The sequence below is a fragment of the Alistipes montrealensis genome, from assembly GCF_018362775.1.
GTDB classification, from domain to species: Bacteria; Bacteroidota; Bacteroidia; order Bacteroidales; family Rikenellaceae; genus Alistipes; species Alistipes montrealensis.
Window position 1 is genome coordinate 141,038 of sequence record NZ_JAGYXY010000002.1, and the last position, 25,104, is coordinate 166,141.

11 protein-coding genes and 1 pseudogene are annotated in these 25,104 nt (G+C 58.9%); 11 read left to right on the forward strand and 1 reads right to left on the reverse strand.

From position 1 onward, the window contains the following. The first annotated feature begins 30 nt into the window (after positions 1 to 30). Positions 31 to 1,917, forward strand: coding sequence for a DUF4139 domain-containing protein (locus KG007_RS03890; protein ID WP_213347427.1), 1,887 nt, complete (start codon positions 31 to 33; stop codon positions 1,915 to 1,917). A 99-nt stretch (positions 1,918 to 2,016) separates the two neighbouring features. On the opposite strand, the gene KG007_RS03895 is transcribed toward KG007_RS03890, so the two are convergent. Beyond that, positions 2,017 to 6,009: a hybrid sensor histidine kinase/response regulator transcription factor gene (locus KG007_RS03895; RefSeq protein WP_213347428.1), complete on the reverse strand. Its 3,993-nt coding sequence runs from the start codon at positions 6,007 to 6,009 to the stop codon at positions 2,017 to 2,019. A 346-nt stretch (positions 6,010 to 6,355) separates the two neighbouring features. Here KG007_RS03895 and KG007_RS03905 point away from each other — a divergent pair. The 10 genes and pseudogenes from KG007_RS03905 to KG007_RS03950 all read left to right on the forward strand — a co-directional run bounded on the left by KG007_RS03905 (position 6,356) and on the right by KG007_RS03950 (position 25,081). Further along, a pseudogene (locus tag KG007_RS03905) lies at positions 6,356 to 8,307 on the forward strand (hypothetical protein). Positions 8,308 to 8,320: 13 nt separating this feature from the next. After that, positions 8,321 to 11,047, forward strand: a complete 2,727-nt coding sequence (locus tag KG007_RS03910; protein WP_213347431.1) for a glycoside hydrolase family 2 protein — start codon at positions 8,321 to 8,323, stop codon at positions 11,045 to 11,047. Continuing rightward, positions 11,044 to 12,906 carry an FAD-dependent oxidoreductase gene (locus KG007_RS03915; protein ID WP_213347432.1) on the forward strand — a complete coding sequence of 621 codons (1,863 nt, stop codon included), beginning with the start codon at positions 11,044 to 11,046 and terminating at the stop codon, positions 12,904 to 12,906. Before KG007_RS03910 ends, KG007_RS03915 begins: the two co-directional genes overlap by 4 nt. Positions 12,907 to 12,931: 25 nt before the next feature. After that, positions 12,932 to 14,335, forward strand: a complete 1,404-nt coding sequence (locus KG007_RS03920) for a family 43 glycosylhydrolase (RefSeq protein ID WP_213347433.1) — start codon at positions 12,932 to 12,934, stop codon at positions 14,333 to 14,335. 48 nt (positions 14,336 to 14,383) lie between these two features. Beyond that, positions 14,384 to 15,580 (forward strand): glycoside hydrolase family 88/105 protein, encoded by a 1,197-nt coding sequence (locus KG007_RS03925; protein WP_213347434.1) that lies wholly within the window; start codon positions 14,384 to 14,386, stop codon positions 15,578 to 15,580. 12 nt (positions 15,581 to 15,592) lie between these two features. Further along, a complete protein-coding gene (locus KG007_RS03930; protein WP_195459804.1) occupies positions 15,593 to 16,897 on the forward strand; it encodes a glycoside hydrolase family 88/105 protein in 1,305 nt (434 codons plus the stop codon). Between the two features lie 160 nt (positions 16,898 to 17,057). Further along, a complete protein-coding gene (locus KG007_RS03935; RefSeq protein WP_195459801.1) occupies positions 17,058 to 20,234 on the forward strand; it encodes a SusC/RagA family TonB-linked outer membrane protein in 3,177 nt (1,058 codons plus the stop codon). Positions 20,235 to 20,250: 16 nt separating this feature from the next. After that, the gene (locus KG007_RS03940) at positions 20,251 to 22,086 is read left to right on the forward strand and encodes a RagB/SusD family nutrient uptake outer membrane protein (protein WP_213347435.1); all 1,836 of its coding nucleotides are present in this window, start codon (positions 20,251 to 20,253) and stop codon (positions 22,084 to 22,086) included. Between the two features lie 28 nt (positions 22,087 to 22,114). Then, complete coding sequence (locus KG007_RS03945) at positions 22,115 to 23,782, forward strand: Ig-like domain-containing protein (RefSeq protein WP_213347436.1); 1,668 nt, start codon at positions 22,115 to 22,117, stop codon at positions 23,780 to 23,782. Between the two features lie 75 nt (positions 23,783 to 23,857). Beyond that, complete coding sequence (locus KG007_RS03950) at positions 23,858 to 25,081, forward strand: Ig-like domain-containing protein (protein ID WP_213347437.1); 1,224 nt, start codon at positions 23,858 to 23,860, stop codon at positions 25,079 to 25,081. The last annotated feature ends 23 nt before the right edge of the window (positions 25,082 to 25,104 follow it).

Below are 25,104 nucleotides of genomic sequence, written 5' to 3' on the forward strand. Positions count from 1 at the left end.
TTGTTTGAACCAATCCAAACCGACAAAGTCATGGAGATAAAACGTATGCTGTTGCTGCTGCTGGGACTGGCCGTAGCGACCTCCGCAGCCGCGGGACCGCAGAAGGTGAAAACCGCCGTAGAAAAAGTAACCCTGTTCATCGACGGTGCGCAGGTGACGCGCACCCGGCAGATCGACCTCCCGGCCGGAAACTCGACGGTCGTATTCACCGGCCTGTCGCCCTACCTGGACGACAAAAGCATGCAGGTAAGCGCCAAAGGGAAATTCACGGTGACGGCAGTCAACCGTCTTTTCAACCATACGGACAGCCTCGAACGTTCGACACGCCAGCAGGCGCTGGAACGCGAAATCGCAGAAACGGAGCGGCAGCAGAAACAACTGAAGGCCTCGCGCGAGGTGATCGAAGCCGAGTATGCCATGCTGAAAGTCAACTGCTCGGTCGGCAACCGGAATGTCGCCACCCCGCTGGCCGGCATCAAGGAACTCAACGAGTACTACACGGCGCGCCTGCAGGCCCTCAAAAGCAAAGAGTCGGGCATCAACGAAGAAGCGGCGAAACTGGACGCCCGCGAACGCCGGCTGAGGGCGGAATTGGCGGAACTGGGCGGCAGGCAGTCGGTTCCGATGAGCGAAGTGGAGGTCCGGATCGAAGCCCCCGCGGCCTGCAAGGCATCGTTCACACTGACCTACTACGTTCGTAACGCAGGCTGGTTTCCCTCCTACGACATTCGCTCGGGCGGGTTGTCGGAGCCGGTCGAAATCTCCTACAAAGCCAATATTTTCCAAAATACCAAAGAGGAGTGGAAGAACGTCGAACTGACGCTCTCCTCGTCGAATCCCACGACCGGGAGCATCGCCCCGCAGTTGCGGACCTACTGGCTCGACTACGGCCTCGCAGCACCGCGTTACAATGTCAACCTGACAAACAACACCGTTTCAGGCATCGTATTCGACAGCCGACGCGAACCGCTCGCGGGCGCCAGCGTACTCATTCCGGGAACGACGATCGGCGCCATCACGGACACGCAGGGCCGTTATTCGATCACCGTTCCCAACGGTGCGACCAGCCTGCAATTCAACTACCTCGGCTACAAGCCCCGGACGCAGGCGATCTCGGGCAGCACGATGAACGTAACGATGCAGGAGGACATGACGGCAATGGACGAAGTAGTCGTTATGGGATACGGCGTATCGAATGAACTGGCGGGAGCTGCGCCGGGTATACGGGTTCGCGGCACTTCGGCGCCCAAAAAGCAAATGGCGGTCACCGAAGAGAGCACCGTGATGGATGTCGAACAGACGCAGAACCAACTGGGCTACGAATTCGAAATCAAGCAGCCCTACACCGTTGCCTCCGACGGCAAGAGCGTCACGGCGGAGATCGGACGGTTCGACCTGCCGGCCGCCTACACCTACCAGAGCACGCCGAAGATCGACAAGGACGCCTTCCTCGTGGCGGAAGCGACCGACTGGGAGAAACTCAACCTGTTGCAGGGCGAGGCCAACGTCTATTTCGAAAACACGTTCGTCGGCAAGAGCATCCTCGACCCCAACCAGACGAGCGACACCCTCCGCTTCTCGATGGGCCGCGACCGGAATATCCGCATCGAACGCACCAAGGAGAACGACTACTCGTCGCGCCGGGCCATCGGATCGAACCAGACCCAGACCACGGGGTGGAAATTCATAGTACGCAATACGCGCACGGAACCCGTCGTGCTGACGCTTGCCGACCAACTGCCCGTGTCGCGCAACAGCGCCATAAACGTCACCGCCGAAGAACTGAGCGGAGGACAGTTGGACAAGGAGAGCGGCATCGTCACCTGGAAAATGGAACTCAAGCCCGGCGAGCAGCGCGAACTGCGCCTGCGCTATGCGGTGAAGTATCCCAAAGGGCGGATGCTGGTGATCGAGTAACCCGGAAAACGCACGAAAACAAAAAGGACGGATTCAAATCCGTCCTTTTTGTTTTGAGTCCGGCGATATGCGGTTTGCAAATACATACCGCCCGCCGGGCTACTGCTCGGTATCGGTCACGAACTTCTTCGGGAGTACGCCGAACTGCTTCTGGAAACATTTGGCGAAGTAGGACGTGGAACTGAAACCGACCATATAGCAGACCTCGTTGATGTGGTAACGCTTGTCCTTGAGCAGTCGGGCCGCGGTTTTCAGGCGTTCGAGCCGCAGGTAGTCGTTCGGGGTCATGTCCAGCACGCCTTTGATCTTGCGGTAGAAGCTCGCCCGGCTCATGTGCACCATCTCGGCGATGTCGTTGATCTTAAACTCGGGATTGTTGAGGTTGGCGTGGATGATCTCCTGCAATTTGAGGATGAAATCCGTATCCGCCGAGGAGGTCGCCATGGTGTTGGCCAGCACCAGCGGATTTTTCGAGAAAGCCTCGCTCAGTTTCTGCCGGCTCTTGATCAGGTTGGCGATTACCGACAACAGGTAATCCGACGAAAACGGCTTCTCGACATAGGCGTCGGCCCCGGCGTCCATGCCCGAAATCTTCGAATGGAGGTTCGTCTTCGCAGAGAGCAGGATGAGCGGGATGTGGCTGTAACGCAGGTCGTTTTTCACCCGCCGGCAAAGCTCGATGCCGTCCATCTTGGGCATCATGATGTCGGAGATGATCAGGTTTATGTAGTTCTTTTCCAGCAGTTCCAGCGCCTCGACGCCGTTTTCGGCCGTGAGCACCGAGTAACCGTCGGACACCTGCCGTTTGATGAAAGCGCACATCTCGGGATTGTCCTCGACGATCAGGATGCTGTAAGCCTCCCAGCCGAGGTCACCCCGCTCGTCGGGAACGTTCTCGGGGTTCTCCTCCGAAGCGACATCCGCAGCGTCCGCAGCATCCTGCCGGCAAAGCGGGATGGTCAGGATAAATTCGTTGATATCCGTGTCGGCGCCCATGACCAGCGTACCATGGTGCAGTTCGGCCAGCGAGCGGGCCAATGCCAGGCCAATCCCCGTTCCGGTCGATTCGCTCTTCCGGGTATGTCGGAAGAACGGGGCGAAGATAGCCTCGCGCATCTCCGGAGGTACGACCTCGCCGTCGTTGGTCACCGTGATCCGGAACGTAGTGTCCTGCACCGTCAGGCAGACGCTGATCCGCGTTTCAGAATATTTCAGGGCGTTGTTCAACAAGTTGCTCAGGATTTTGGTGAAGGCTTCCTTGTCGATCTGCGCGCAGGCCTCTCCGCTGCCCAATTCCAGTTCGAAGGCCTTGTGCTGCTGCTTGGCCGAGGAGCTGAACCGGTAGAACGTCTCCTCGACGATATCCGACACGTTATGCCGCGCAAGGTTGAGCGACAAATGTTCCTTCTCGATCTTCTGGAAGTCGAGCAGTTGGTTGGTAAGGTCCAGCAGCCGGTTGGTATTGCGGTCCATGACGATCAGGTCCTCGGCCATGCCCCGGTCGACCGTCGGCCGGGCCAGGATGTTCTCCAGCGGCCCTTTGATCAGCGTCAGCGGAGTGCGTATCTCGTGTGCGATATTGGTGAAAAAACTGATCTTGGCATTGTAAAGCTCCCGCTCCTTCTCCCGCTCGAAGGTCTGGATATGCTGTTGCTGCCGGCGGATGTTACGGCGCGAATAGTAGACGTAAACCAGTGCCAGGCCGCCCAGCACGATCAGTCCGTAGACGACGTAAGCCGCCAGGGAGAGGTAAAACGGCGGGGAGACTTCGATGAAGAGCCGTTTTTCGGGCCCCGGACCGGGATTGCCGGTTCCGTCGGCCAACCGGACCCGGAAACTGTATTTGCCGTAGGGGATTTTCGAATAGGTGATCGTGGCGCTCCCGGGCGAATACTGCCGCCAACGGTCGTCGAAACCTTCGAGTTTATAGAGCAGGCGGTCCGTCTGCGGCTCGCGGTAGCTCAGGGCGGCGATTTGCAGCGACAAGGAGTTCTGGTCGTGCTTCAGGCGGATCGAATCCGAATAGATGATGCTTTTGCGCAGCGGGGAGTTCCGGCCCCCGACGACGACCTCCTCGTCGAGCAGCGAAAACCCCGTGATGTAGATCGGCGGCACGTAGTCGGTCCTGTTGCTGACGAGCGTTTCGGGATCGAAGGAGATCAGGCCTTCGATACAGCCGAAATAGATGATCCCCTCCTCGGATTTGTAACCCGACTTGTAGTTGAACTGGTTGCTCAGCAGGCGGTCGGTAACGGTATAGACCCGCCTGACGCTCCCGGCCCGGGGATCGAACAGCGCCAGCCCCCGGTCGGTCGTGATCCAGAAATAGCCCTGGTTGTCCTCGATGATCTGGAAAACGACATCGCTGGGCATTCCGTCGGAAGAACTGTAACGGACGAAGGTTTTTCCGGCCGGATTGAACCGGCAGAATCCCGAGCCTTCGGTGGTGAGCCATATCTGTTTGTTGCTGTCCTCGAAAATACTCGTGATATTGTCGTAAGGAAGCGAATTTTCATTGCCTGCATCGTGCAGGAACTGCGACCAGACATCGTTGCGCACATCGTAGAGGTAGACGCCGTTCGACAAAGTTCCCACCCAGAGATTTCCGTTCGAATCCTCCCGGATGTCGTTGACCATCTTGCCGCCGTTGATCTGGGGAACATGAAGGAAACGGTCCGTCTCCCGGTTGTAATACTGCAATCCGTGCATGGTTCCCACGTAGATGCGCCCGCTGTTGGTCTTGCAGAGCGCAAAAACGTAGTTACTGAAAAGACGGCCCGGTTTGTTGTCGTTATCGTATTTGCGGATACGGCGGGTCTTGGTGTCGATCACCCGGATACCGTTCGAAAACGTACTCACCCACAGATCGTCCCCGTCCATCAGCAGCCCGTGGACATTGGAGAAATCGCGGCTCGGAGCAAAGAAGTCGAATGACCGGGTCGCGGGGTCGAACGTGTAAAGCCCGGCGTCCTCCGTACCGACCCAGAGCCTTCCGTCGTTGCCCGGGCAAATCTCCCGCACGCGCCGCCCCCGAAGGCTGTGTACGGCATCGGTGTGGTAGTACTTGTCGAAATCGGAATTCCGCTGGGGCAGGTAGTTGATGCCCCCGAAGAACGAACCGATCCACAATCCGCCTTCCCGGTCTTTGTAAAGCGAGTAAACAGCATTGTCCGAAAGCGAATAGGGATCGTAAAGGGAACTCTGAAGATGCTGGTAACGCCGGGTGCGGACGTTGTAAACGACGATTCCCGACTCGGTCCCGATCCACAACTCGTCGGCCGAATACTGGAGGATATGCCGCACGAACAGCGGCGCATCGGGGTTGTCCGACAGCCGCAGGCGGGTAACCGTTTTCGTAACGAGATCCACCTCCGCCACACCGTGCTCCTCCAGTCCGAGATACATCCGGTTGTAGTCGCTCAGGCAGATGTAGGAGATGATGTCCTTGGGGTAAATCTCCTGTCCGTCGGCGTCGAGGAACGGCTTTACATGCTCGAACCCATCCTCGGTCCAGTAGAGGCCCCCGCCGTAGCCGGAGAACCAGATGACCCCGTTTTTGTCGGTCGTGAGGCTGCGCAGGGTCGTCCGCGGTTTGTAACGGCATTCGATCAGGCGGGTGTGGGGATCGTAGCAGAAGACATCGTTATTCCCCACGACGATCCAGACGCGGCCCTCCCGGTCGCAGTCCAGAATCGGAATAGGCTTGGTGATCGGCTTCCCGTCGTCGTCGTAAAGCGGCACGGCGGCAAAACTTTCCAGTTCGGGATCATAGATGTAAAGCCCCGAGTCTGTGCCGACCCATATTTTGTGATCGTGGTCCTGGACGAGCGATTTAATGAGGCTGTTCCCCAGTCCGGTTTTGAGACGGGGATCGTGCATGAAGGTCTTGAACGACTTCCCGTCGTAGCGGCACAATCCGTCTTTCGTGCCGAACCACATGAAGCCCTTATCGTCCTGGATGATCGAGGCGACCGTATTTTGCGACAATCCGTCGTTGATGTCCAGCCGATCGAAATGGATCGACTGCGCCCGGCCCGGAAAAAGGCCGCAGGCACAGAAAAATGCAAGGACAAACGGATAAAATTTTCCCATACGAAGTTCAGGTTGGTGAAACAAATATAGGTAAATAAAATCACAAATGGAGCGCCCCGGACAGGACGTCCCGAGACTGATTAAATAGATAACACATTAACAATAAGCAATATACACAAATTAAGAATTCCTTTTTAACCGGATACAAGACAAAATTGAGATAATTTTTGTGTTAATAGCGACTATATTTTCTCACTCCGGTTTTCCCTTTCATACCTTTGTTCCAACTAAACTCACCTAACTTAAAACGGCACGCCGAAAATGGCTGCCGGTTCGAACGGAACCTATGAAAAAGTACTTCTTTATTCTGTCTGTATTTTGCGCAATCGCCGGTGAAACCTTCGCCATGGAGGGGCGCCTGTCACAGCGAATCACGCTGAAGACCCCGGGTAATCCGGCCATAACCCACGAGCTGCGCGAATCCGCAGCCGAGGGGGGGGGAATTTAGAGGCTGACCAAGAACTGCCGCTGACCATCCGGCGGCAAAAAACAGAAACAGACAACGAAATCAGGATCGTCCTCACCCTGACGGCGAACGATCTTCTATATTATAATGTAGAGCAGTTATTCCGCACCGGCCTCATTCACGAAAACTGCCTCTTCTACATGCCCGGGTTCTGGTATCACAAGAACCTGCGGTCGCCCAAATCGGCTCCTTCGTTCCACACCAGCGACAGTTGGCAGGTCCGCGAAGACCGCCTCAGCACACCCCTCACGGGTATCTACGACGAGGAATCCGGAACTTACTACACGGTGCTCCGCACGGATAAGCCCGACCGCGAAGCCCTCGCCTGTCACAATTACGGGGAGGTCATCCTCTCGGGCGAAACGTCGCTGGGATTCACCGGATTCCGCAACGCGGACACGCACGCCGCGCTGGTTTTCGGATTCCCGTACAGCGAAGCTCCGAAATCCTACATCCGCAAGCTGACGCTCGCCCCGGCGGTCCAGGCATTCGAAAAACTCGAAAAAGGCGAAACTCGCCGCCTGACGTGGACGATCCGCAAAGGCAGCAGCCCCTCCTATTCGTCGTTCGTCGCCCAAGTCTGGAACGACTCCTTCGACACGCTCGGCCCCCGTCCCGTCGAATCGCGCTACACCCCCGCCGAGGCCAAAAGCATACTGGTCGAATATTTCGTCCAGAGCTACGTCGGGGACTATCCGCTCAAATACACCTCCGGCGTGGAACTTCGCACGGCCGACTGCGAAAGCACGGGTATCGCCGAGATCGGGTTCGTGGGCCGCGTCCTGCTGAACGCCTTCAATGCGCTGGAGTACGGCGAAGCCAACGGGCGGAAGGAGCTCGCGGCAAACGCCAGGTCGATTTTCGACAGCTACCTGCAATACGGATTCACGCCCGGCGGACTTTTCCGCGAGGTAGTCGACTTCAAACGTAACCGGGAAGCGGACGTTTACAGCATCCGCCGCCAGTCCGAAGGCATCTATGCGATACTGAACTACCTCGACTACGAGAAACGCCGGGGCCGCAGCCATCCCGAATGGGAAGCCCGCATCCGGACCCTATTGGAAAAGTTCCTGACGCTCCAGAACCCCGACGGCAGTTTCCCCCGCAAATTCCGGGACGACCTGAGCGTGGTGGACGCTTCGGGCGGCAGTACGCCTTCGGCCACCCTGCCGCTGACGATGGCATCCGTCTATTTCAAAGCCCCGGCCTACCGGAAAAGCGCCCGGCACACGGCCGATTACCTGGAAAAAAACCTGATCTCCAAAGCCGACTATTTCTCCTCGACGCTCGACGCCAACTGCGAAGACAAGGAAGCGTCGCTCTACGCCTCGACGGCGATGTATTACCTGACATTCGTCGCCAAGGGCGAGGAGCGGCAGCGCTACATCGACCTGTGCCGCGAGGCGGCCTACTTCGCCCTCTCGTGGTACTACCTGTGGGACGTGCCCTTCGCACAGGGTCAGATGCTCGGCGACGTGGGATTCCGCTCGCGCGGCTGGGGCAACGTGTCGGTCGAGAACAACCACATCGACGTTTTCATCTTCGAGTTCGCGACAGTGCTCGACTTCCTGGCCAAAGAGTGCGGCGAACCCCGCTTCGCCCGCATGAGTGCCGTGATCCGAAGTTCGATGCTCCAACTGATGCCCGTCAAAGGGTCGATGTTCGAAATCGGCCGCGCGGGCTACTACCCCGAAGTCGTGCAGCATACCGCCTGGGATTACGGCAAGAACGGCAAGGGCTTCTACAACGACATCTTCGCACCGGGCTGGACCGTAGCGTCGCTCTGGCAAATGCTGAGCCCCGACCGCGTGACGACATTTTTCGCCAACTAAAAACGACTGAAAAATGGCAAGAATACTACCGCTTCTCTTCCTCATTATCCCGATCGCCGCACCGGCACAGACCGCGCAGAAAGAGCGCGAGTACATCCACACCCTGACTTCGGCGGACGGCCACGGCGGACAATTCGTCTGGAAAATGAAGCGCGCCGGCGAGGTCGGCGTCCGCTCGGAGGAGGTTTCCACGGACAAACTCACAACAGAAGACTGGCTGCCGGCAATAGTGCCGGGAACGGTGCTCAACTCACTGGTTTACGACGGAGTCTATCCCGAACCTTACTACGGGCTGAACAACAAACTGGAATCGGAACTTATCCCCGATCTTTACCGGGTCGGACGGGATTTCTACACCTACTGGTTCCGGACCGAGTTCCGGCTCGACAAAAAGGCATACGGCGGACGGAAAATCTGGCTTCAGGCCGACGGAATCAACTACCGGTCCGAAATATGGCTCAACGGCAACATGGTGGGCAACACGGCCGGCATGTTCCAGCAGCGCGTGATCGACATCACCGACAAAGTCTCGTTCGACGGAGCGAACGTCCTGGCCGTGAAGGTCTATCCCGTAGACATGCCCGGCACGATCCGCCCCAAGGGCGGCAAGTCGTTCGGCGCCAGCGGCGAGTTCCAGAACGGCGGCAACGGCGAGATCGGCCGCAACGTGACGCAACTGATGACCGTAGGCTGGGATTTCTTTTACCTCGACGGCATCCGCGACCGCAACACCGGCATCTGGCGCGACATCTCGCTGTTCGCCACCGGACGCGTCCGCCTGGCCCATCCCTTCGTAAAATCCGAACTTTCCAAGCCCGGTTACGACGTGGCGCGCCAGACCGTCTCGGTCGAAGTCGCCTATCCCGACTACATTCCGCAGAACGTCTGGCGCAAAGCCAAGGTCAGCGGCGAAATCCGGGGCGAAGGCATCCGCTTCGAAAAGGAGGTGTCACTCTACCGCGGCGAAGTGAAAGAGGTGGTTTTCACCCCCGAGGAGTTCCCGCAGTTGGTGATCCGCAACCCGCGCCTGTGGTGGCCGCTGAACAAAGGGAAACAGGAACTTTACGACCTGACGCTGAAAGTCGAATTCGACGGCAAGGTCAGCGACTCGATTTCGACGCGCTTCGGCATCCGGGAAATCGCCTCCACGACCGCCACGCCGGACCGTTCGCGCACGTTCAGCATCAACGGCAAACCGCTCTTCATCCGGGGCACGAACTGGCTGCCGGAGGCCATGCTCCGCACGTCGGACGAACGCACCTACGCCGAACTGCGCTACACGGCCCAGTCGGGCGTGAACCTCATCCGTTTCTGGGGCGGCGGCATCACCGAATCGGACTATTTCTTCCAGCTTTGCGACTCGCTGGGCATCCTCGTATGGCAGGAGTTCTGGATGACGGGCGACACCAACCACCCCAACGACGAAGGCATCTACTATTCGAACGTGATTTCGACGGTGAAGCGCATCCGCAACCATCCATCGCTGGCCTACTACGTCTCCTCGAACGAGAGCACGGAGATGCCGCAGACGGAGCGGCTGCTGGCGCGCCTCGACGGCACGCGCGGCTACCAGATGCAGTCGGAATGCGGCGGCATCCACGACGGCAGCCCCTACAAGCAGGTCAACATCATGAGCCACTACGAAGACAAGGCTTCGCCGCGCGGCAGCCGCGTCTACGGCTTCAATCCCGAATACGGCGCCCCGTGCCTGCCGACGGTCGAATGCCTGCGCGAAATGATGGACGACAAGGACCTGTGGCCCATCAACAAAGAGGTCTGGGACTACTCCGACGGCAACGGCTTCCACCTCATGTCGACACTCTACACCGACATGACCAACGAATACGGCCCCTCGAAGAGCATCGAGGAGTTCGCCGAAAAGGCGCAGTTCCTGGGAGCGATGAATTACAAGAGCATCTGGGAGGTCTGGAATTACAACAAACTCGGCTACGGCGACCGCTACACCTCGGGATTCCTTTACTGGTATCACAATTCGGCCATGCGCCAGGTAGCCGGACGCATGTGGGACTGGTCGCTCGAACCCACCGCAGCGCTTTATGCCGCACAGAATGCCTGCGAACCCCTCCACCCGCAGTTCGACTACCTGAAAAACACGGTTTCGGTGGTCAACGACCATTACCGCGCCTACCGCAACTACAAGGTCTCGGCCGAGGTCTACGACCTCGACATGCGGCGCATCGACGCGCAGTCGGCAGTGGTCGACCTCCCCGAGGACGGGGTTGCGAACGACGTGCTGACACTGAACTTCGCGGCGTCGAAGACCCCGGTGCAGTTCATCAAACTCAAACTCTTCGACGAGAGCGGCAAACAGGTGGGCGACAACTTCTACTGGCGTTCGGACAACGAATACAAGGGAGCCAACACGCTCACCGGCCCGGCGACGGCGGGATTCCAGTCGCTCGGGAAACTCGCCAAAACCAAAGTCGCCGCGGCTTATGAGACCTCGGCGGACAACACAAACCACTACATCGACCTCCGGCTGAAAAACACGGGCCGCACAGTTGCCTTCTTCACGCAGGTTCAGTGGCTCGACGAGCGGCGCAAGCCCGTACGTCCCTCGTTCTACACCGATAATTTCATCTGCCTGATGCCGGGCGAAAGCCGGACGGTCCGCATCGAAACGGCGCTCGACAAACTCCCCGGGGAGGAATACACGCTTGTCGTGCGGGGCTTCAACCTCGACACGCGCGAATTCAAGGTCAAAATCAAACGCCCGTGAAACTTTCGCTGCATATCCTCTTCCTCGTGCTGGCCCTGGGAACCCAAGCCCGCACACGCTCCTACGACGTAGTGATCGTAGGCGGAACTCCCGCAGGGATCACCGCCGCCATCGCCGCCGCACGCGAAGGAAAAAGCAGTGTCATCCTGGAACGTTCGGCTCACATCGGCGGACTCCCGGCCAACGGACTGGGAGCCACGGACATCGCTACACGGGGCGCTACGGCGGGACTGTTCGCCCGCTTCGTGACGCTGAACAAAGCCCATTACACCGAAAAATACGGCGCAGATTCCCCGCAGGCGCGCGATTGCAGCGACGGATACCATTTCGAGCCTTCGGTAGCCGTAGAGAGTTTCCGGCAAATGCTCGCCGAGGCGGGCCCCGGACGGATTACGGTCCTGACCGGCCGCCAGTTCGACGCCGAGGCGCGCTACGTCGAGAAGCGGGGCGAGCGGATCGTCTCGATCCGTATCCTCGACCGTACGACGGGCCGGGAGGAGCACTACCGCGGCGCGGTGTTCATCGACGCGACCTACGAGGGCGACCTGGGCGCCGCAGCCGGGGTTCCGTTCCGGACCGGACGCGAAGGGGCCGACGAATACGGCGAACCCTGCGCCGGGAAGATTTACCGCTGGTGGAAACACGGCCCCGACGCCGAGGGCACGACCTACGAGGGCGACGACGCCATCCAGGCTTACAACTACCGCCTCTGTTTGACCGACGACCCGCAAAACCGGCTGGCCGTCCCCAAACCCGAAAACTACGACCGTGAAGAGTTCGCTTCGTTGGTCGGCGACGTACTGGACGGCCGCAACACGGATGCCCGTTACCGGAACGCAGATTCGGCGACGATCGCCCGGAATCGCCGGCGCATCGAAGCCGGGGAGCGGACCTCGGCTCCCGGCGACGCATGGGGAATGGCCAAAGTGACGAGCATGACCCGGCTGCCCAACGCCAAGACGGACGCCAACAACCAACACCTCGCGCTTATCTCCACCGACCTGCCCGAAGAGAACTGGCCGTGGCCGACCGCCGGCTGGGCGTGGCGCGACCGCTTCGCCCGGCGCCTGCGCGACTACACGCTGGGCCTGCTGTGGTTCGCCCAGCACGACGAGTCGCTGCCGGCGCACTTCCGCAAAGAGTGCCTACGGTGGGGCCTCGCCGCCGACGAATACCGCGACAACGGCGGATTTCCGCGCCAGGTATACGTCCGCGAGGGCCGGCGGCTGGAGGGTTGCTATTTTTTCACCGCCAAAGACGCCCTGCCCGAAGCCGAGGGGAAGCGTCCGCCGCTCCACAGCAGTTCGGTTACCGCAAGCCACTATGCCCTCGACTCGCACGCCGTGCGCAAACGCGAGGCGGGGCGCATACACCTCGACGGGTTTTTCAGCCACCCGACGGCCGTCTATACGGTTCCTTACGGCGTGATGGTCCCCCGGAAGATCGAAAACCTGCTCTTCCCGACAGCCGTTTCGGGCAGCCACGTCGGATTCTCGACCCTGCGCATGGAACCCTGCTGGATGGCCCTGGGCGAAGCTGCCGGGACAGCCGCGGCGCTGGCCATCGACGCCCGGACGGACGTTCGCGGGATTGCGGCGGACTCGCTGCAGGGACGGCTGCTCCGCCACGGGGCGACGCTGGTCTACCTGCGGGATATGAAACCCGGCGATCCCGATTACGCCCAAGCGCAGCGGCTGGCGCTGCGGGGCTTTTTCCCCGAATGGGAAGCCGGGCTCGACCGCGTGACGGACGAAAGCACGGCCCGGTTGTGGAGTTCGCTCGCGGGGCGCGAGGTAACGGCAGACGGCAAAACCACCCGGCGCGAATGGTTACGCCGGTTACAAACCACTTCGAAATAATCCAATAACCAACACGAAAGCGTATATGAAACACAAACTCTCCTTTTTCAGCATTTTTATGATCGTCGGAACGATGATGTTGTGCTGCAACAACTGCAGCAAGGACGATTCCGGCAGCAGTAACACCGGAAAGTCGTACCTGCGGGTCAGCTTCAGCGAGAAGATGGTGGGCAACGGCTCCGGTTCGTTCGAGGTCTTTATCTCGTCGAATGCCGAATGGACCGCCGAACCGCGCAGCAAATGGCTCAGCGTAGACCGCAGCAAAGGCAAAGGCGACCTGGCGGTCCGCATCTCCTTCGAAGCGAACGACACGGAGAAACGCACGGGTATCGTCCGTTTCAACGCCGACGGGGTCAACCCCGTCGAGGTGGCTGTCACACAGTCGGCGCTGACATTCACCAACCCCATCACCATCGGGGGCAATATCGCGACGATGCCCGACCCGTATATCGTACGCGACGGCGATTATTACTACACCTGCAAGGCGAGCGGCAACGGCATCGCCATCTCGCGCTCCACGCGGCTCACCATGATCAACAGCACCACCAAGAAGTGGAGCCTGCCCTACGAAGGTCCCACCAAGCCGTGGAACATCGCCGACCTCTGGGCGCCCGAACTGTTCCACATCGGCGACCGCTGGTATGTCTACTACGCCGCCGGACGCCGCGGCCAGGACGGAATCGAAGGGTACGCCACGCAGCGCAGCGGCACGCTCCGCTCGAAGACCGACGACCCGCTGGGCGAATGGGAAGACATGGGCATGCTCTACACGGGAGACAACTACCAGCCCGGCATCAAACCCACGATCGAGAATACGGAATATGCGATCGACCTGACGACGTTCGAGCTCAAGGGACAGCGTTATGCCGTCTGGTCGGGCAACGAAAAGACCAACAGCATCCAGCAGATCCGCATCGCCAAGATGTCGAACCCCTACACCATCTCCTCGTCGCTCGTCGAAATCTCGACCCCGACGCAGTCCTGGGAAACAATGGACGGACGGCAAATCAACGAGGGTCCCGCCGTGCTGATCAACGAGGCGAAGGGAAAACTCTTCATCGTCTACTCCTGCAATCCCTCGTGGACCAAGAACTACCGGCTGGCGTGGCTGATGCTCGACATGAACAGCGGCGACCCGATGAACCCCGGCGACTGGCAGAAGTCGAGCAATTACGTCTTCTGGCGCTGCGACAACACGAAAGACCCGGTATCGGGCGTCAACGGACTGGGCCACTGCACCTTCACCAAGTCGCCCGACGGAACCGAGGACTGGATCGTCTATCACGCCATGCGCTATTCCGACGGCGGTTGGGGCGAACGCTACCCCTTCGTCGAGAAATTCACGTGGAACGCCGACGGAACGCCCAACTTCGGGACCGGCGCCGGATGGGGCGAATCGCTGCTGCTGCCTTCGGGAGAAACCCTCTAAACACCACCGTATTCGTAAACCAAACTGAATAATACCACCGAAAACCGCATGAAAAAGTTTATTTTAGTTGCACAGACCCTGCTGTTGCTCGCAACGGCCTCGAATGTCCAGGCGCAGAAAAGCTACGACCTGAAGCATTTCCCGAAAGGCTGCCAACCCGAAGAGATCGGCGTGAGGCTCACCGAGCGCTACCTCCAGACCCCGCATTCGCACTGGGGCGACATCAAATCGAAATACAAGGTGACGCTGATCACCTACCCCGACGTTTGCGCGTGGCTGGGCGCCCTGTGGTTCACCACGGGAACCGGCAACGACAGCCTCTACACCCGGCTCGTGGAGCGTTTCGAACCGCTGTTCACCACGCAGAAGAACCTGCAGCCCGAGCTGTTCCCCAAGGCCCACAACGTCGTCGATTTCTACGTCTTCGGCGCCGTGCCCCTGGAGATTTACAAGCGCAACCACGATCCGAAATACCTGGAACTGGGTATGAAGTACGCCGACGGCCAGTGGGAACTCCCCGAGAACCCGCAGCACTACAAACAGTTGTCCGAGGCAAAGCAGTACGCCGAACAGGATTACTCGTGGCAGACGCGCCTCTGGGTCGACGACATGTTCATGATCACGGACCTGCAGGCCCAGGCCTACCTGGTCACCGGCGATAAGAAATACATCGACCGTGCAGCCCGCGAAATGGCGCTCTACCTCGACCGCATCCAGCGCCCCAACGGACTCTTCTACCACCACACCGGCACGCCCTTCTTCTGGGGCCGCGGCGACGGATGGATGGCTGTCGGCATGGCCGAGATGCTGCGGATGCTCCCGAAGGACAACCCCTATCGTCCGCGCGTCGAAAAGGCTTACCGGCAGATGATGGAGACGCTGCTGCGCTACCAGGCTTACGACGGCATGTGGCGGCAGATCATCGACGACCCGAACTCGTGGAAGGAGACCTCCTCGACGGCGATGTTCACCTATGCGATGATCCTCGGCGTGAAGAACGGCTGGCTGGACAAGAAGATCTACGGCACGGCTGCCCGCAAAGCGTGGATCACGCTGCTCTCCTACCTCGACGAGCAGGACAACCTGCGCAACGTCTGCGAAGGGACGGGCGCCAAAAACAGCGCCGAGTGGTACCAGAACCGCCGCCGCCTGACCGGCGACATGCACGGACAGGCCGCCCTGCTGTGGTGCGCCTATGCGCTCTCCTGCGACGTGAAACCGTATAAACTGGCCCCGAACCGGTAAACAAATCCCATTATGAGCAAAATCCTGAAATCAGTCCTCCTCGGAATCACCCTCGCCGGGCTGTGCCTGGCGGCGTGCACCGAAAAGGCGACCACCGGCACGGGCGTAAAACCCAAGCCTACGCCCGACCCGACGCCCGGAGTCGAAGATTACGACCTGGTCAACTTTCCCGACCGGAAAGATCCCAAGACCGTAGGCGAAGGCGTCGTGGAACTCTTCATCCGCTCGGGAAACTCCAACTGGGGTGACATGCACTCCAGTTCGAAAAGCACGCTGACCTCCTATCCCGACATCTGCGCCTGGCTGGGAGCGTTCTGGTACGCCGAAGCATCGGGGAACAACGACCTGTTCAACCGCCTGGTAGCAAAATTCGACCAGTTCCTCGAAGTGGACGACAAGAGCATCGAGCCCAACAAGAGCCTCGTGACGAAGATTCCCCGCACGGAAAACAATGCCGTAGACTACAACATCTTCGGCGCTGTGCCGCTCCACATCTACTACGTCAAGAAACAGCGGGGCGCGGCCGAAAAGGACATCAAAAAGTACCTCGATCTGGGCCTTCGTTACGCCGACCAGCAGTGGGAACTGCCGACCGACACGAAATACACCGAGAAACTGCCCAATGCAAAAAAATGGCACGACCAGGGCTATTCGTACCAGACGCGCCTGTGGATCGACGACATGTTCATGATCACGGCGCTCCAGGCACAGGCTTACCTGGCTACGGGCGACGAAAAGTATATCGAACGCGCTGCCAAGGAGATGATCCTCTACCTCGACCAGTTGCCGGGCGAGAACGGAGTCTTCTACCACGCACCCACCGCCAAATTCTTCTGGGCCCGCGGCAACGGATGGATGGCCGTGGGTATGCCCGAGATGCTGCGGATGCTCCCCAAAGATGCGAAATACGACGCCTACCGCAGCCGGATACTCGCCGAATACAAAAAAATGATGGCCACGCTGAGCGCCTATCAGTACGACAGCGGCCTGTGGGGGCAGTTGATCTATCCCAACCAGGGCGACATGTGGGAGGAGACCTCCGGATCGGCGATGTTCACCTACGCGATGATCCTCGGCGTGAAGAACGGCTGGCTCGACGAGAAAACCTACGGCGCCGTGGCCCGCAAAGGCTGGCTGGGACTCCAGACCTATCTGCGGACCGACTTTGAAATCCGGAACGTCTGTTGCGGAACCGGGGCCGGCTCAAGTTACGCCTACTACCGCGACCGGGAAAAATACACCGGCGACCTGCACGGACAGGCTGCCGTGATGTGGTGCGCCTACGCACTGACCGAACTGGCAAACGAACAAAAATAAACATCTCGAAAACAAACCTAAAACTCTCCTGCAAGCCTATGAAAAAACCACAGCAGACCGAATGAAGGAACATTCGGTCCGGGACGAAACCCTCCTCCCGGACCGCGGGCTCCACGGCCCGAACAACCCCGAATTATCATCATCAATCATCTAAAACCGTATGGCAAATTTTTATAAAACAAGCATCGGGCGCGCCAGAACCCTGAAAAGCGTAAGCCTTGCCCTGCTTCTTATGTTGTTCCTGTCGGTGAACGTCGGCGCTGCATATGCACAGGGCGCCTCCGCACAACCGGGGAAACGACGCATCACCGGAACCGTCACCGACACCGACGGATCGCCGCTGGTCGGCGCCACCGTCTACATCAAGGACACCAACGTCGGAACGACGACCAACACCGACGGACTTTTCGTCATCGACGTACTGCCCAAACAGCAGATCACGGTCAGCTACATCGGCTACCTGTCGCAGACCCTGCCGACCGACGGCCGCGAAGTGATCAACGTCAAACTCAAATCCGACACGGACCTGCTCGAAGAGGTCGTCGTCGTGGGCTACGGCAAGCAGAAACGCCAGGCAATGGTCAGTTCGATCGCCACCGTCGGGTCACGCGACCTGATGCAGTCGTCGTCGAGCAACCTGACGAGCAACCTCGCCGGACAGCTCGCCGGCCTGATCAGCATCCAGCGCAGCGCCGAACCGGGACGTGACGACGCCGAATTCTGGATCCGCGGTATCAGCACCTTCAAGGGCGGAACCAACCCGCTGGTGCTCGTCGACGGAATCCCCCGTGATATCAACAACATCGAGGCCGACGAGATCGAGACCTTCAGCATCCTCAAGGATGCCGCCGCGACAGCCGTCTACGGCGCCGAGGGCGCCAACGGCGTCATTCTCGTAACCACCAAGCGCGGTACGATCTCCAAACCGAAAATCTCGTTCCGCATCGAGCAGTCGGTCGCCTCGCCGCAGCGCCTTCCCGAGTTCGTCGACTCGTGGGACTACCTCGAACTGGCCAACGAAGCCCGGTTCAACGACGGACTCACCCCCAGTTTCAGTTCTGCGCAAATCCAACTCTACCGCGACCGCGCGGACAACGACCTTTACCCGAATACGCAGTGGATCGACGAACTGGTCAAGAAAGCGGTGCACAGCCAGCGCTACACGCTCAATTTCCGCGGCGGCGCCGAGAACGCCAAATATTTCGTCTCGATGGCTTATTTCCAGTCGGACGGCGTCTTTAAGGAGAACCCCAACGGCAAGTATGACAGCAACTTCGGCTTCGAGCGTTACAATCTGCGCAGCAACATCGACCTGAAAGTGAGCAAGACCACGCGCCTGGGCGTCGACCTCTCGGGACAGTACGTACACCGCCGCACGGCCAACCGTTCGGCCGACGACATCTTCAGTTTCATGCTCCACACGCCGTCGTACCTCTTTCCGGCCATTTACAGCGACGGCACACTGGCCTCCTACGAGAAACAGGCCGATTCGAACAACCGCAACCCCTACAACATGCTCTACAACCAGGGCTACCGCCAGGAGTGGGGCGTCAAGATCCAGTCGAACATCAAACTGGAGCAGGACCTGAAATTCATCACCCCGGGCCTGAGTGCCCGCGGAAGCGTCAGCTTCGACTACGACGGCAGTTCGCAGACGCTGCGCGACTATTGGCCGAGTCTCTACCACGCCAGCGGCCGCGATGCCGACGGTAACCTGGTCTTCACCACGACTGCGTCGGGATCGCCCGAAATCGTGGACCCCAAATTCACCTCGACGAGCTACCTGCGTAAAATCTATATCGAAGGCGCCATCAATTACCAGCGTGTCTTCAACTACGTCCACAACGTCAGCGCCATGATTCTCTACATGCAGAAAGAGCAGCAGAAGAACGATCCGGTGCTTCCCTACCGCAAACAGAGCATCGTGGGCCGCGTGACCTATTCGTACGACAACCGCTACTTCATCGAAGGTAGTTTCGGCTACACCGGCAGCGAGACTTTCGCCAAGAAAAACCGTTTCGGATTCTTCCCGGCAGTCGGTCTGAGCTATTTCGTCTCCAACGAGAAATTCTATCCCGAAGGACTGAAAAAGGTGATGAACAACGCGAAAATCCGCCTCTCGATGGGCCGCACGGGTAATGACGACACGGGAACCGACCGCTTCCTTTACCGCGCAACGTTCAACACCGAGGGCCACACCTTCAACCAGGGCATCGGAACCTCGGCCTCGAACGGCATGGGCGCCGGTATCTACGACCTGCGTTTTATAAACAACGACATCCATTGGGAGATCGAAACCAAACGTAACGTCGGCGTCGACCTGGGCTTCTTCGACAACCAGATCGAACTGACGGCCGACTACTTCAACAACCGCCGCAAAAGCATCCTGCTCGAACGCAACACGATCCCCGGCGTCGCCGGCTTCCACGCCAAACCGTGGCAGAACTACGGCATCGTGGACAACTGGGGCGTCGACGCCAGCCTGAACGCCCGCCACGACTTCGGCAAAGTCCGCGTCAGCGCCCGCGGTACATTCACTTTCGCCCGCAACAAGATCGTCGAGTACGACGAACTGAAACAGCTCTACGACTACCAGCGGATCACCGGCACGCGCGTGAACGAGAACACGCTCTACATTGCCGAGCGTCTCTACACCGAAGACGACTTCATCCGCACGCAGAACCCCAACGGGACCTATTCCTACGAACTGCGTCCGGGTCTTCCGCGCAACGCATTGCAGGGAACCCTCGGCCCGGGCGACATCAAGTACGCCGACCTGAACCACGACGGCGTGATCGACAGCAACGACAAGAAGCGCGGCGTGGGACATCCCTACAACCCCGAAATCAACTACGGTTTCGGCCTCAACGTCGAGTACAAAGGCTTCTACGTGAGCGCCTTCTTCCAGGGCACGGGCAACTCGTCGGTGCTGCTGGCCTCGGGCAACAACCACTTCTGGCCTTTCAACTGGTATGAGGACAAGTCGAACTACCGCACGCTGTTCCTCGACCGCTGGACGGCCGACAATCCGCGCCAGGACGTTACGATGCCCCGTCTGCACAGCCATTACAGCCACAACGTCAACAAGGAACCCAGTACGTGGTGGCTCCGGAGCGGCAACTTCCTGCGCTTCAAGAACCTCGAAATAGGCTACAACCTGCCCAAGACCTTCCTCCGCAAACTCCGGCTCGACGCCGTGCGCGTCTACATGCTGGGCAACAACCTCTGCGTCTGGGACGACATCAAGTATTGGGACCCCGAACAGGGCAACCGCAACCAGGGTATGAGTTATCCCATGTCGCGCACCTTTACGCTGGGAATCGAAGTGAACTTCTAATCAAGGAGAACGAACTATGAAACAGAAATTTGTAAAAATACTTTCCATCGGACTGCTGGCCTGCACGGTCTGGTCGTGCAGCTTCCTCGACGTATCCGACGAGCTGGCCGGCGGCATCTCCGACATTTCGCAGGTATTCAGCAATGTCGACCGTACCAAAAAATGGTATTCGCAGGTCTTCAACAACCGTCCGGATTATTCGGCCGTATGGGTTACGAGCAGCCCGATGGGCAACCCCTGGACCGCGTATGCCGACGAAATCTATACGCGACTGGCCAACAATGCGGGCAAGTACACCGAATGGAACTCGGCCAACGGCAACTCGCAGCGCTGGAACACACTGTATGAGAGTATCCGCCAGGCCAATATCTTCCTGGAGCGGGCACATGCCATCGTGGACGAAGGCGGTCCCGACGCCGCCCGTCTGACCGAAGACGAAATCAAGCTCTACAAGGCCAACGTCCGCTTCATGCGTGCGGCTTACCATTACTACCTGATGGAGCTCTACGGACCGGTTCCCATCGTCGACCATTCGATGGAGCTGGGAGACGATCTCGACCTTCCGCGCAACTCGCTGGACGAAGTGATCCAATTCATCGACCGGGAGTTGAAAGAGTGCATGGAGGAGATGGCGCAGGAGCCTTACCATAACACGGAGAACCTGCGCGCCGTGCCTACCAAGGGCGCCGCGCTGGCGCTGCGTGCGAAGCTGTGGGTTTATGCGGCCAGCCCGCTCTTCAACGGCGGCTGGCCCGAGGCCGTGGCGCTGACCAACAAGGACGGCAAGCGGCTCTTCCCCGACCGGGACGAATCGAAATTGCAGACGGCGGTGGACCGCCTGCGCGATCTGCTCGACTATGCCGAGCAGGGCAACCGCTATGCACTCCTCAACACGGGCAATCCGGCCGACGACCTCTACAAACTCTTCCAGGAGTATAACACGGAGATTATCTGGGCCACGTCGACCAACTCGTGGGGTAAACTGGGCGACCAGGCCTTCGACACCTTCGCAACTCCGCGTTCGCAGCCCCAGGGACAGGGCGGTTTACACGTTTTGCAGGAGCTTGTCGACGACTTCTACATGAAGGACGGCAAACCCATCAAGGCTACCTCGTTCCTGGACAAATCGGAGCTCTACCCCGGTAACGAAACCGAGATGGGGACGTACAACGGCGTTACGGTGTCGAAAATGTACATCGACCGCGAGCCCCGTTTCTACAACACCGTCACCTTCTCGGGCATGAAGTGGCACATGAGCAATCAGGAAATCCAGTTCTACCGGGGCGGCAAAGACGACAACTCGGTGGCCGACGGCGCCCCGCTGACGGGTTATATGCTCTACAAGCGTATGAACCGCACCGTCTACGGCGGGAACATCTCGGGCGCTGTAACCTCGAAGTACCGTCCGGTAATTATCTTCCGCCTGGCGGAGTTCTACCTGCTCTATGCCGAAATGCTCAACGAGGTGGATCCGGGCAACGACGACGTGCTTAAATACGTCAACCTGGTGCGCCGGCGCGCCGGAGTGGAAGACCTGGACGTACTCAATCCCGCCATCAAGGGTAACCAGACGTTGCAGCGCGAGGCCATCCGCCGCGAAAGCCGCATCGAACTGGCCACCGAAGGACAGCGTTACTTCGACGTGCGCCGCTGGATGATCGCCGACAAGGCCCCCGGCGAAGGCGGTCAGGGCGGTGATTTCACCGGCATGAACGTCGATCAGCCCCAGCCCGCCTACTACACCCGCACGAAGATGCAGACCCGCGTCTTCAAGAACAAAAACTACCTCTACCCCATTCCGCTGGACGAGATGAAGCGCAGCGACCTGCTCGTGCAGAACCCCGGCTGGTAGACCCATGTAAACCGAAAAACTTATGACAATGAAAAAAATCAGTATATTCCTGTTCGCAGCGGCCACATTGTTGGGTGCAGGCTGCGAGGACAGTTCCGACGCGGACAAGGTGATTCCCGTCTCGGCGATTGCCCTGGATGCGTCGCTGAGCGGCGGCGTCTCGATGGAGGTCGGCCAAACGATGAACATCGCCGGCAAAGTGACCGTGCTTCCCGAAGATGCCACCGACAAGACCGAATCCTACGAGTCGTCCGACACGAAGATCGTCACGGTCGACGAATCGGGCGTCGTGAAGGCCGTCGACCCCGGTTTGGCGATGATTACCATCAGTGTGGGCGGCAAACACTCGCATTTCGAGGTGAAGGTCGAAGCGAAGAAGATTCCCGTCGAGACGATTACGCTTCCCGACGAACTGACCGACGGCGTAACGCTGAAGGTCGGTGAAAAACTCGACATTGCCGGCAAGGTCACGATCACGCCGGGCAATGCCACGAACACGGAAGAGAGCTACGAATCGTCGGTTCCGATGATCGCATCGGTCAGCGACGAAGGCATCGTAACGGCAATTGCAGTCGGCGAAACGACCATTACGGTCACCGTCGACGGCAAGTCGGCCCGCTTCGGCCTGACGGTCGAGAAAGTCGCCGTAGAAACGGTCACCCTGCCCGAAGAACTGACCAAGGGCGTCACGATGATCATCGGTGAAGTACTCAATATCGCAGGCAAAGCGACGATCGCACCCGAAAATGCCACCAACAAGGCGGAAAGTTACGATTCGTCGAAACCGGAGGTTGCCACCGTCAGCGATACGGGCGAAATCAAGGCGCTCTCGGAAGGAAAAACGACCATCACCGTCGAGGTCGACGGAGTCAAGGCGTCGTTCGAACTCAATGTGGAGAAAGAGACCGTAGTCATTACTTCGATTGCGTTCACAAACGCGAGCGAAGAGGTCGAGTTCAAGGAATCCGGTTCGGAACTGAACCTGGCGCCGCTGATGACGATCCTGCCCGCAGATCACACCGAAGGCGTAGTCTTCGCATCCTCCGACACATCGGTAGCGACGGTCGATGAAAACGGTAAGGTTACGTGTCTGAAAGTCGGTGAAGCAACCATCACGGCATCGGCCCGGAACCACGCCGCCGTGAAGGGAGAAATGAAGGTCATCGTCTGCGGCGATTACGACCGCACGGGATGGGAAATCAGCGCGACTTCGCATAAATTGCCCACGACACCCACGAATAACAGCAAAACAGCCGCTTTCGACGGTGACGCGAACGGGAAGTCGAATTTCGGCCAGACCCGTCCCGGCAAGATGTCCGGAGGCGTGGATCTGAGGTCGCAGCCCGACATCCAGATCTGGTTTGTGGTCGACATGCAGAGCGCCCGCAAGGTGAACTGTTTCCGCATCCGGCACATCTCCACGACTCAGCCCGATTTCGGAACCCGCTGGCTGAAGTTCGTCGAGATTCTGGGCAGCAACGACGGCGAAAACTTTACGCCGATTGCCGCCGATGTCAATTTCGAGAGCCAGTCGGCCGTATTGGCGAACCAGGAAACGAGCAACATCCGGATTCCCATGTCGGAATACCGCTACCTGAAATTCGTCAGCGACAAGAACTGCTTCAACCCGACCGGAAATACAGCCCAGATCAATGAGCTTTACTTCGGCCGCGAAAAAGAAAACACGGGGGAATAAACTTTCCGGCTCCGGCGGCCGGAGACACGGTCGCCGGAGTCAGGAATCTTTAACCGAAAAAACTACATTTCAATTATGAAAAAGATAAGTATTTGTCTGTTTGCCGCGGCAGCCCTGCTGGGCGTCGGCTGTGAGGACAATGTACCCGAACCGGGAACGATGGAGGTCCCCGTAGAAAGCGTCACGCTCGACGAGGAGTTGAGCGGCGGCCTGGTCATGGAAGTCGGCAAAACAATGGATGTTTCGCTGAAAGTAAAGGTGCTGCCCGTAAACGCCACCGACCTGGCGGAACTCTTCTATTCATCGAACGTCGAAGTGGCGACGGTCAGCCCGAAGGGCATCGTAACAGCACAGAAGGCCGGTATCAGCATGATCTCGATCTATGTGGGCGGCATCGAAACCTACTTTACGGTGACGGTCGTTGACCAGATTCCGGTCGACATCGAGTCGCTGGTATTTACGGCCGGCGAAAAAGAGATGGAACTCGGAGGAAACGCTTTGGACCTCGCGTCCCTGCTTTCGACCCTGCCCGTGAACCAGAACGAGGGCGTTATCTTCTCCTCATCCGATCCGACAGTCGCCTCGATCGACCAAAACGGCATGCTCCACGCCCTCAAGATCGGCAAGACGGTCATCACCGCCGTACCCAAACGTCACGCCGATGCAGGTCCGGAACTGACGGCCTCCATGACCGTCCGGGTCGTGAAGATCATCACCGAAGACTGCGACCGCAGCGGTTGGACGATGACCTTCTCACACGACATTTGTAAGGACGCAAGTATCGGAAGCAGCGCAACCGCAGCCATCGACGGCAACGAGAATACGACGTTGTCACTGGTGCGTCCAGGCAAATCGTACAACAACGGTCCCAACCTTTCCGGGACCCCCGAAGCCGATATCTGGTTCCAGGTCGACCGCGGCGACAATCCGGAAAAAGTCAACTACCTGCGGATCCGCCATCGTCCGGAATCGAGTAACAACAAGAACATCCTTGTCCGCTGGTGGGGATTCAACCGCATCGAGGGCAGCAACGACGGCACGAACTTCGAGACTCTCGCCGAGTACATCGCGCTGACGCCCGATCCGAACGTATACGAGAACCTGCTGACGGACAATATCGCGATCCCGGAGAACAACTACCGTTACCTGCGTTTCATCGGCCAGAACGATGTCAGCACGACAGCGCCGTTCCTGGGCTTCTACTGCGCGCGCGGTAAGAACAACGGCGGCATTGACCCGGGCAGCACGATTCAGATCAACGAGTTCTACCTCGGTCTCCAAACCAAGATCACGGAATAATTCCCCGCGCCGAACGGTCGGTC

Coding starts and splice junctions, on each gene's coding strand:
- KG007_RS03890 (WP_213347427.1), top strand. CDS start 31: ATGGAGATAAAACGTATGCTGTTGCTGCTGCTGGGACTGGCCGTAGCG.
- KG007_RS03910 (WP_213347431.1), top strand. CDS start 8,321: ATGGCAAGAATACTACCGCTTCTCTTCCTCATTATCCCGATCGCCGCA.
- KG007_RS03940 (WP_213347435.1), top strand. CDS start 20,251: ATGAAACAGAAATTTGTAAAAATACTTTCCATCGGACTGCTGGCCTGC.
- KG007_RS03945 (WP_213347436.1), top strand. CDS start 22,115: ATGAAAAAAATCAGTATATTCCTGTTCGCAGCGGCCACATTGTTGGGT.
- KG007_RS03935 (WP_195459801.1), top strand. CDS start 17,058: ATGGCAAATTTTTATAAAACAAGCATCGGGCGCGCCAGAACCCTGAAA.
- KG007_RS03930 (WP_195459804.1), top strand. CDS start 15,593: ATGAGCAAAATCCTGAAATCAGTCCTCCTCGGAATCACCCTCGCCGGG.
- KG007_RS03920 (WP_213347433.1), top strand. CDS start 12,932: ATGAAACACAAACTCTCCTTTTTCAGCATTTTTATGATCGTCGGAACG.
- KG007_RS03950 (WP_213347437.1), top strand. CDS start 23,858: ATGAAAAAGATAAGTATTTGTCTGTTTGCCGCGGCAGCCCTGCTGGGC.
- KG007_RS03895 (WP_213347428.1), bottom strand. CDS start 6,009: ATGGGAAAATTTTATCCGTTTGTCCTTGCATTTTTCTGTGCCTGCGGC.
- KG007_RS03925 (WP_213347434.1), top strand. CDS start 14,384: ATGAAAAAGTTTATTTTAGTTGCACAGACCCTGCTGTTGCTCGCAACG.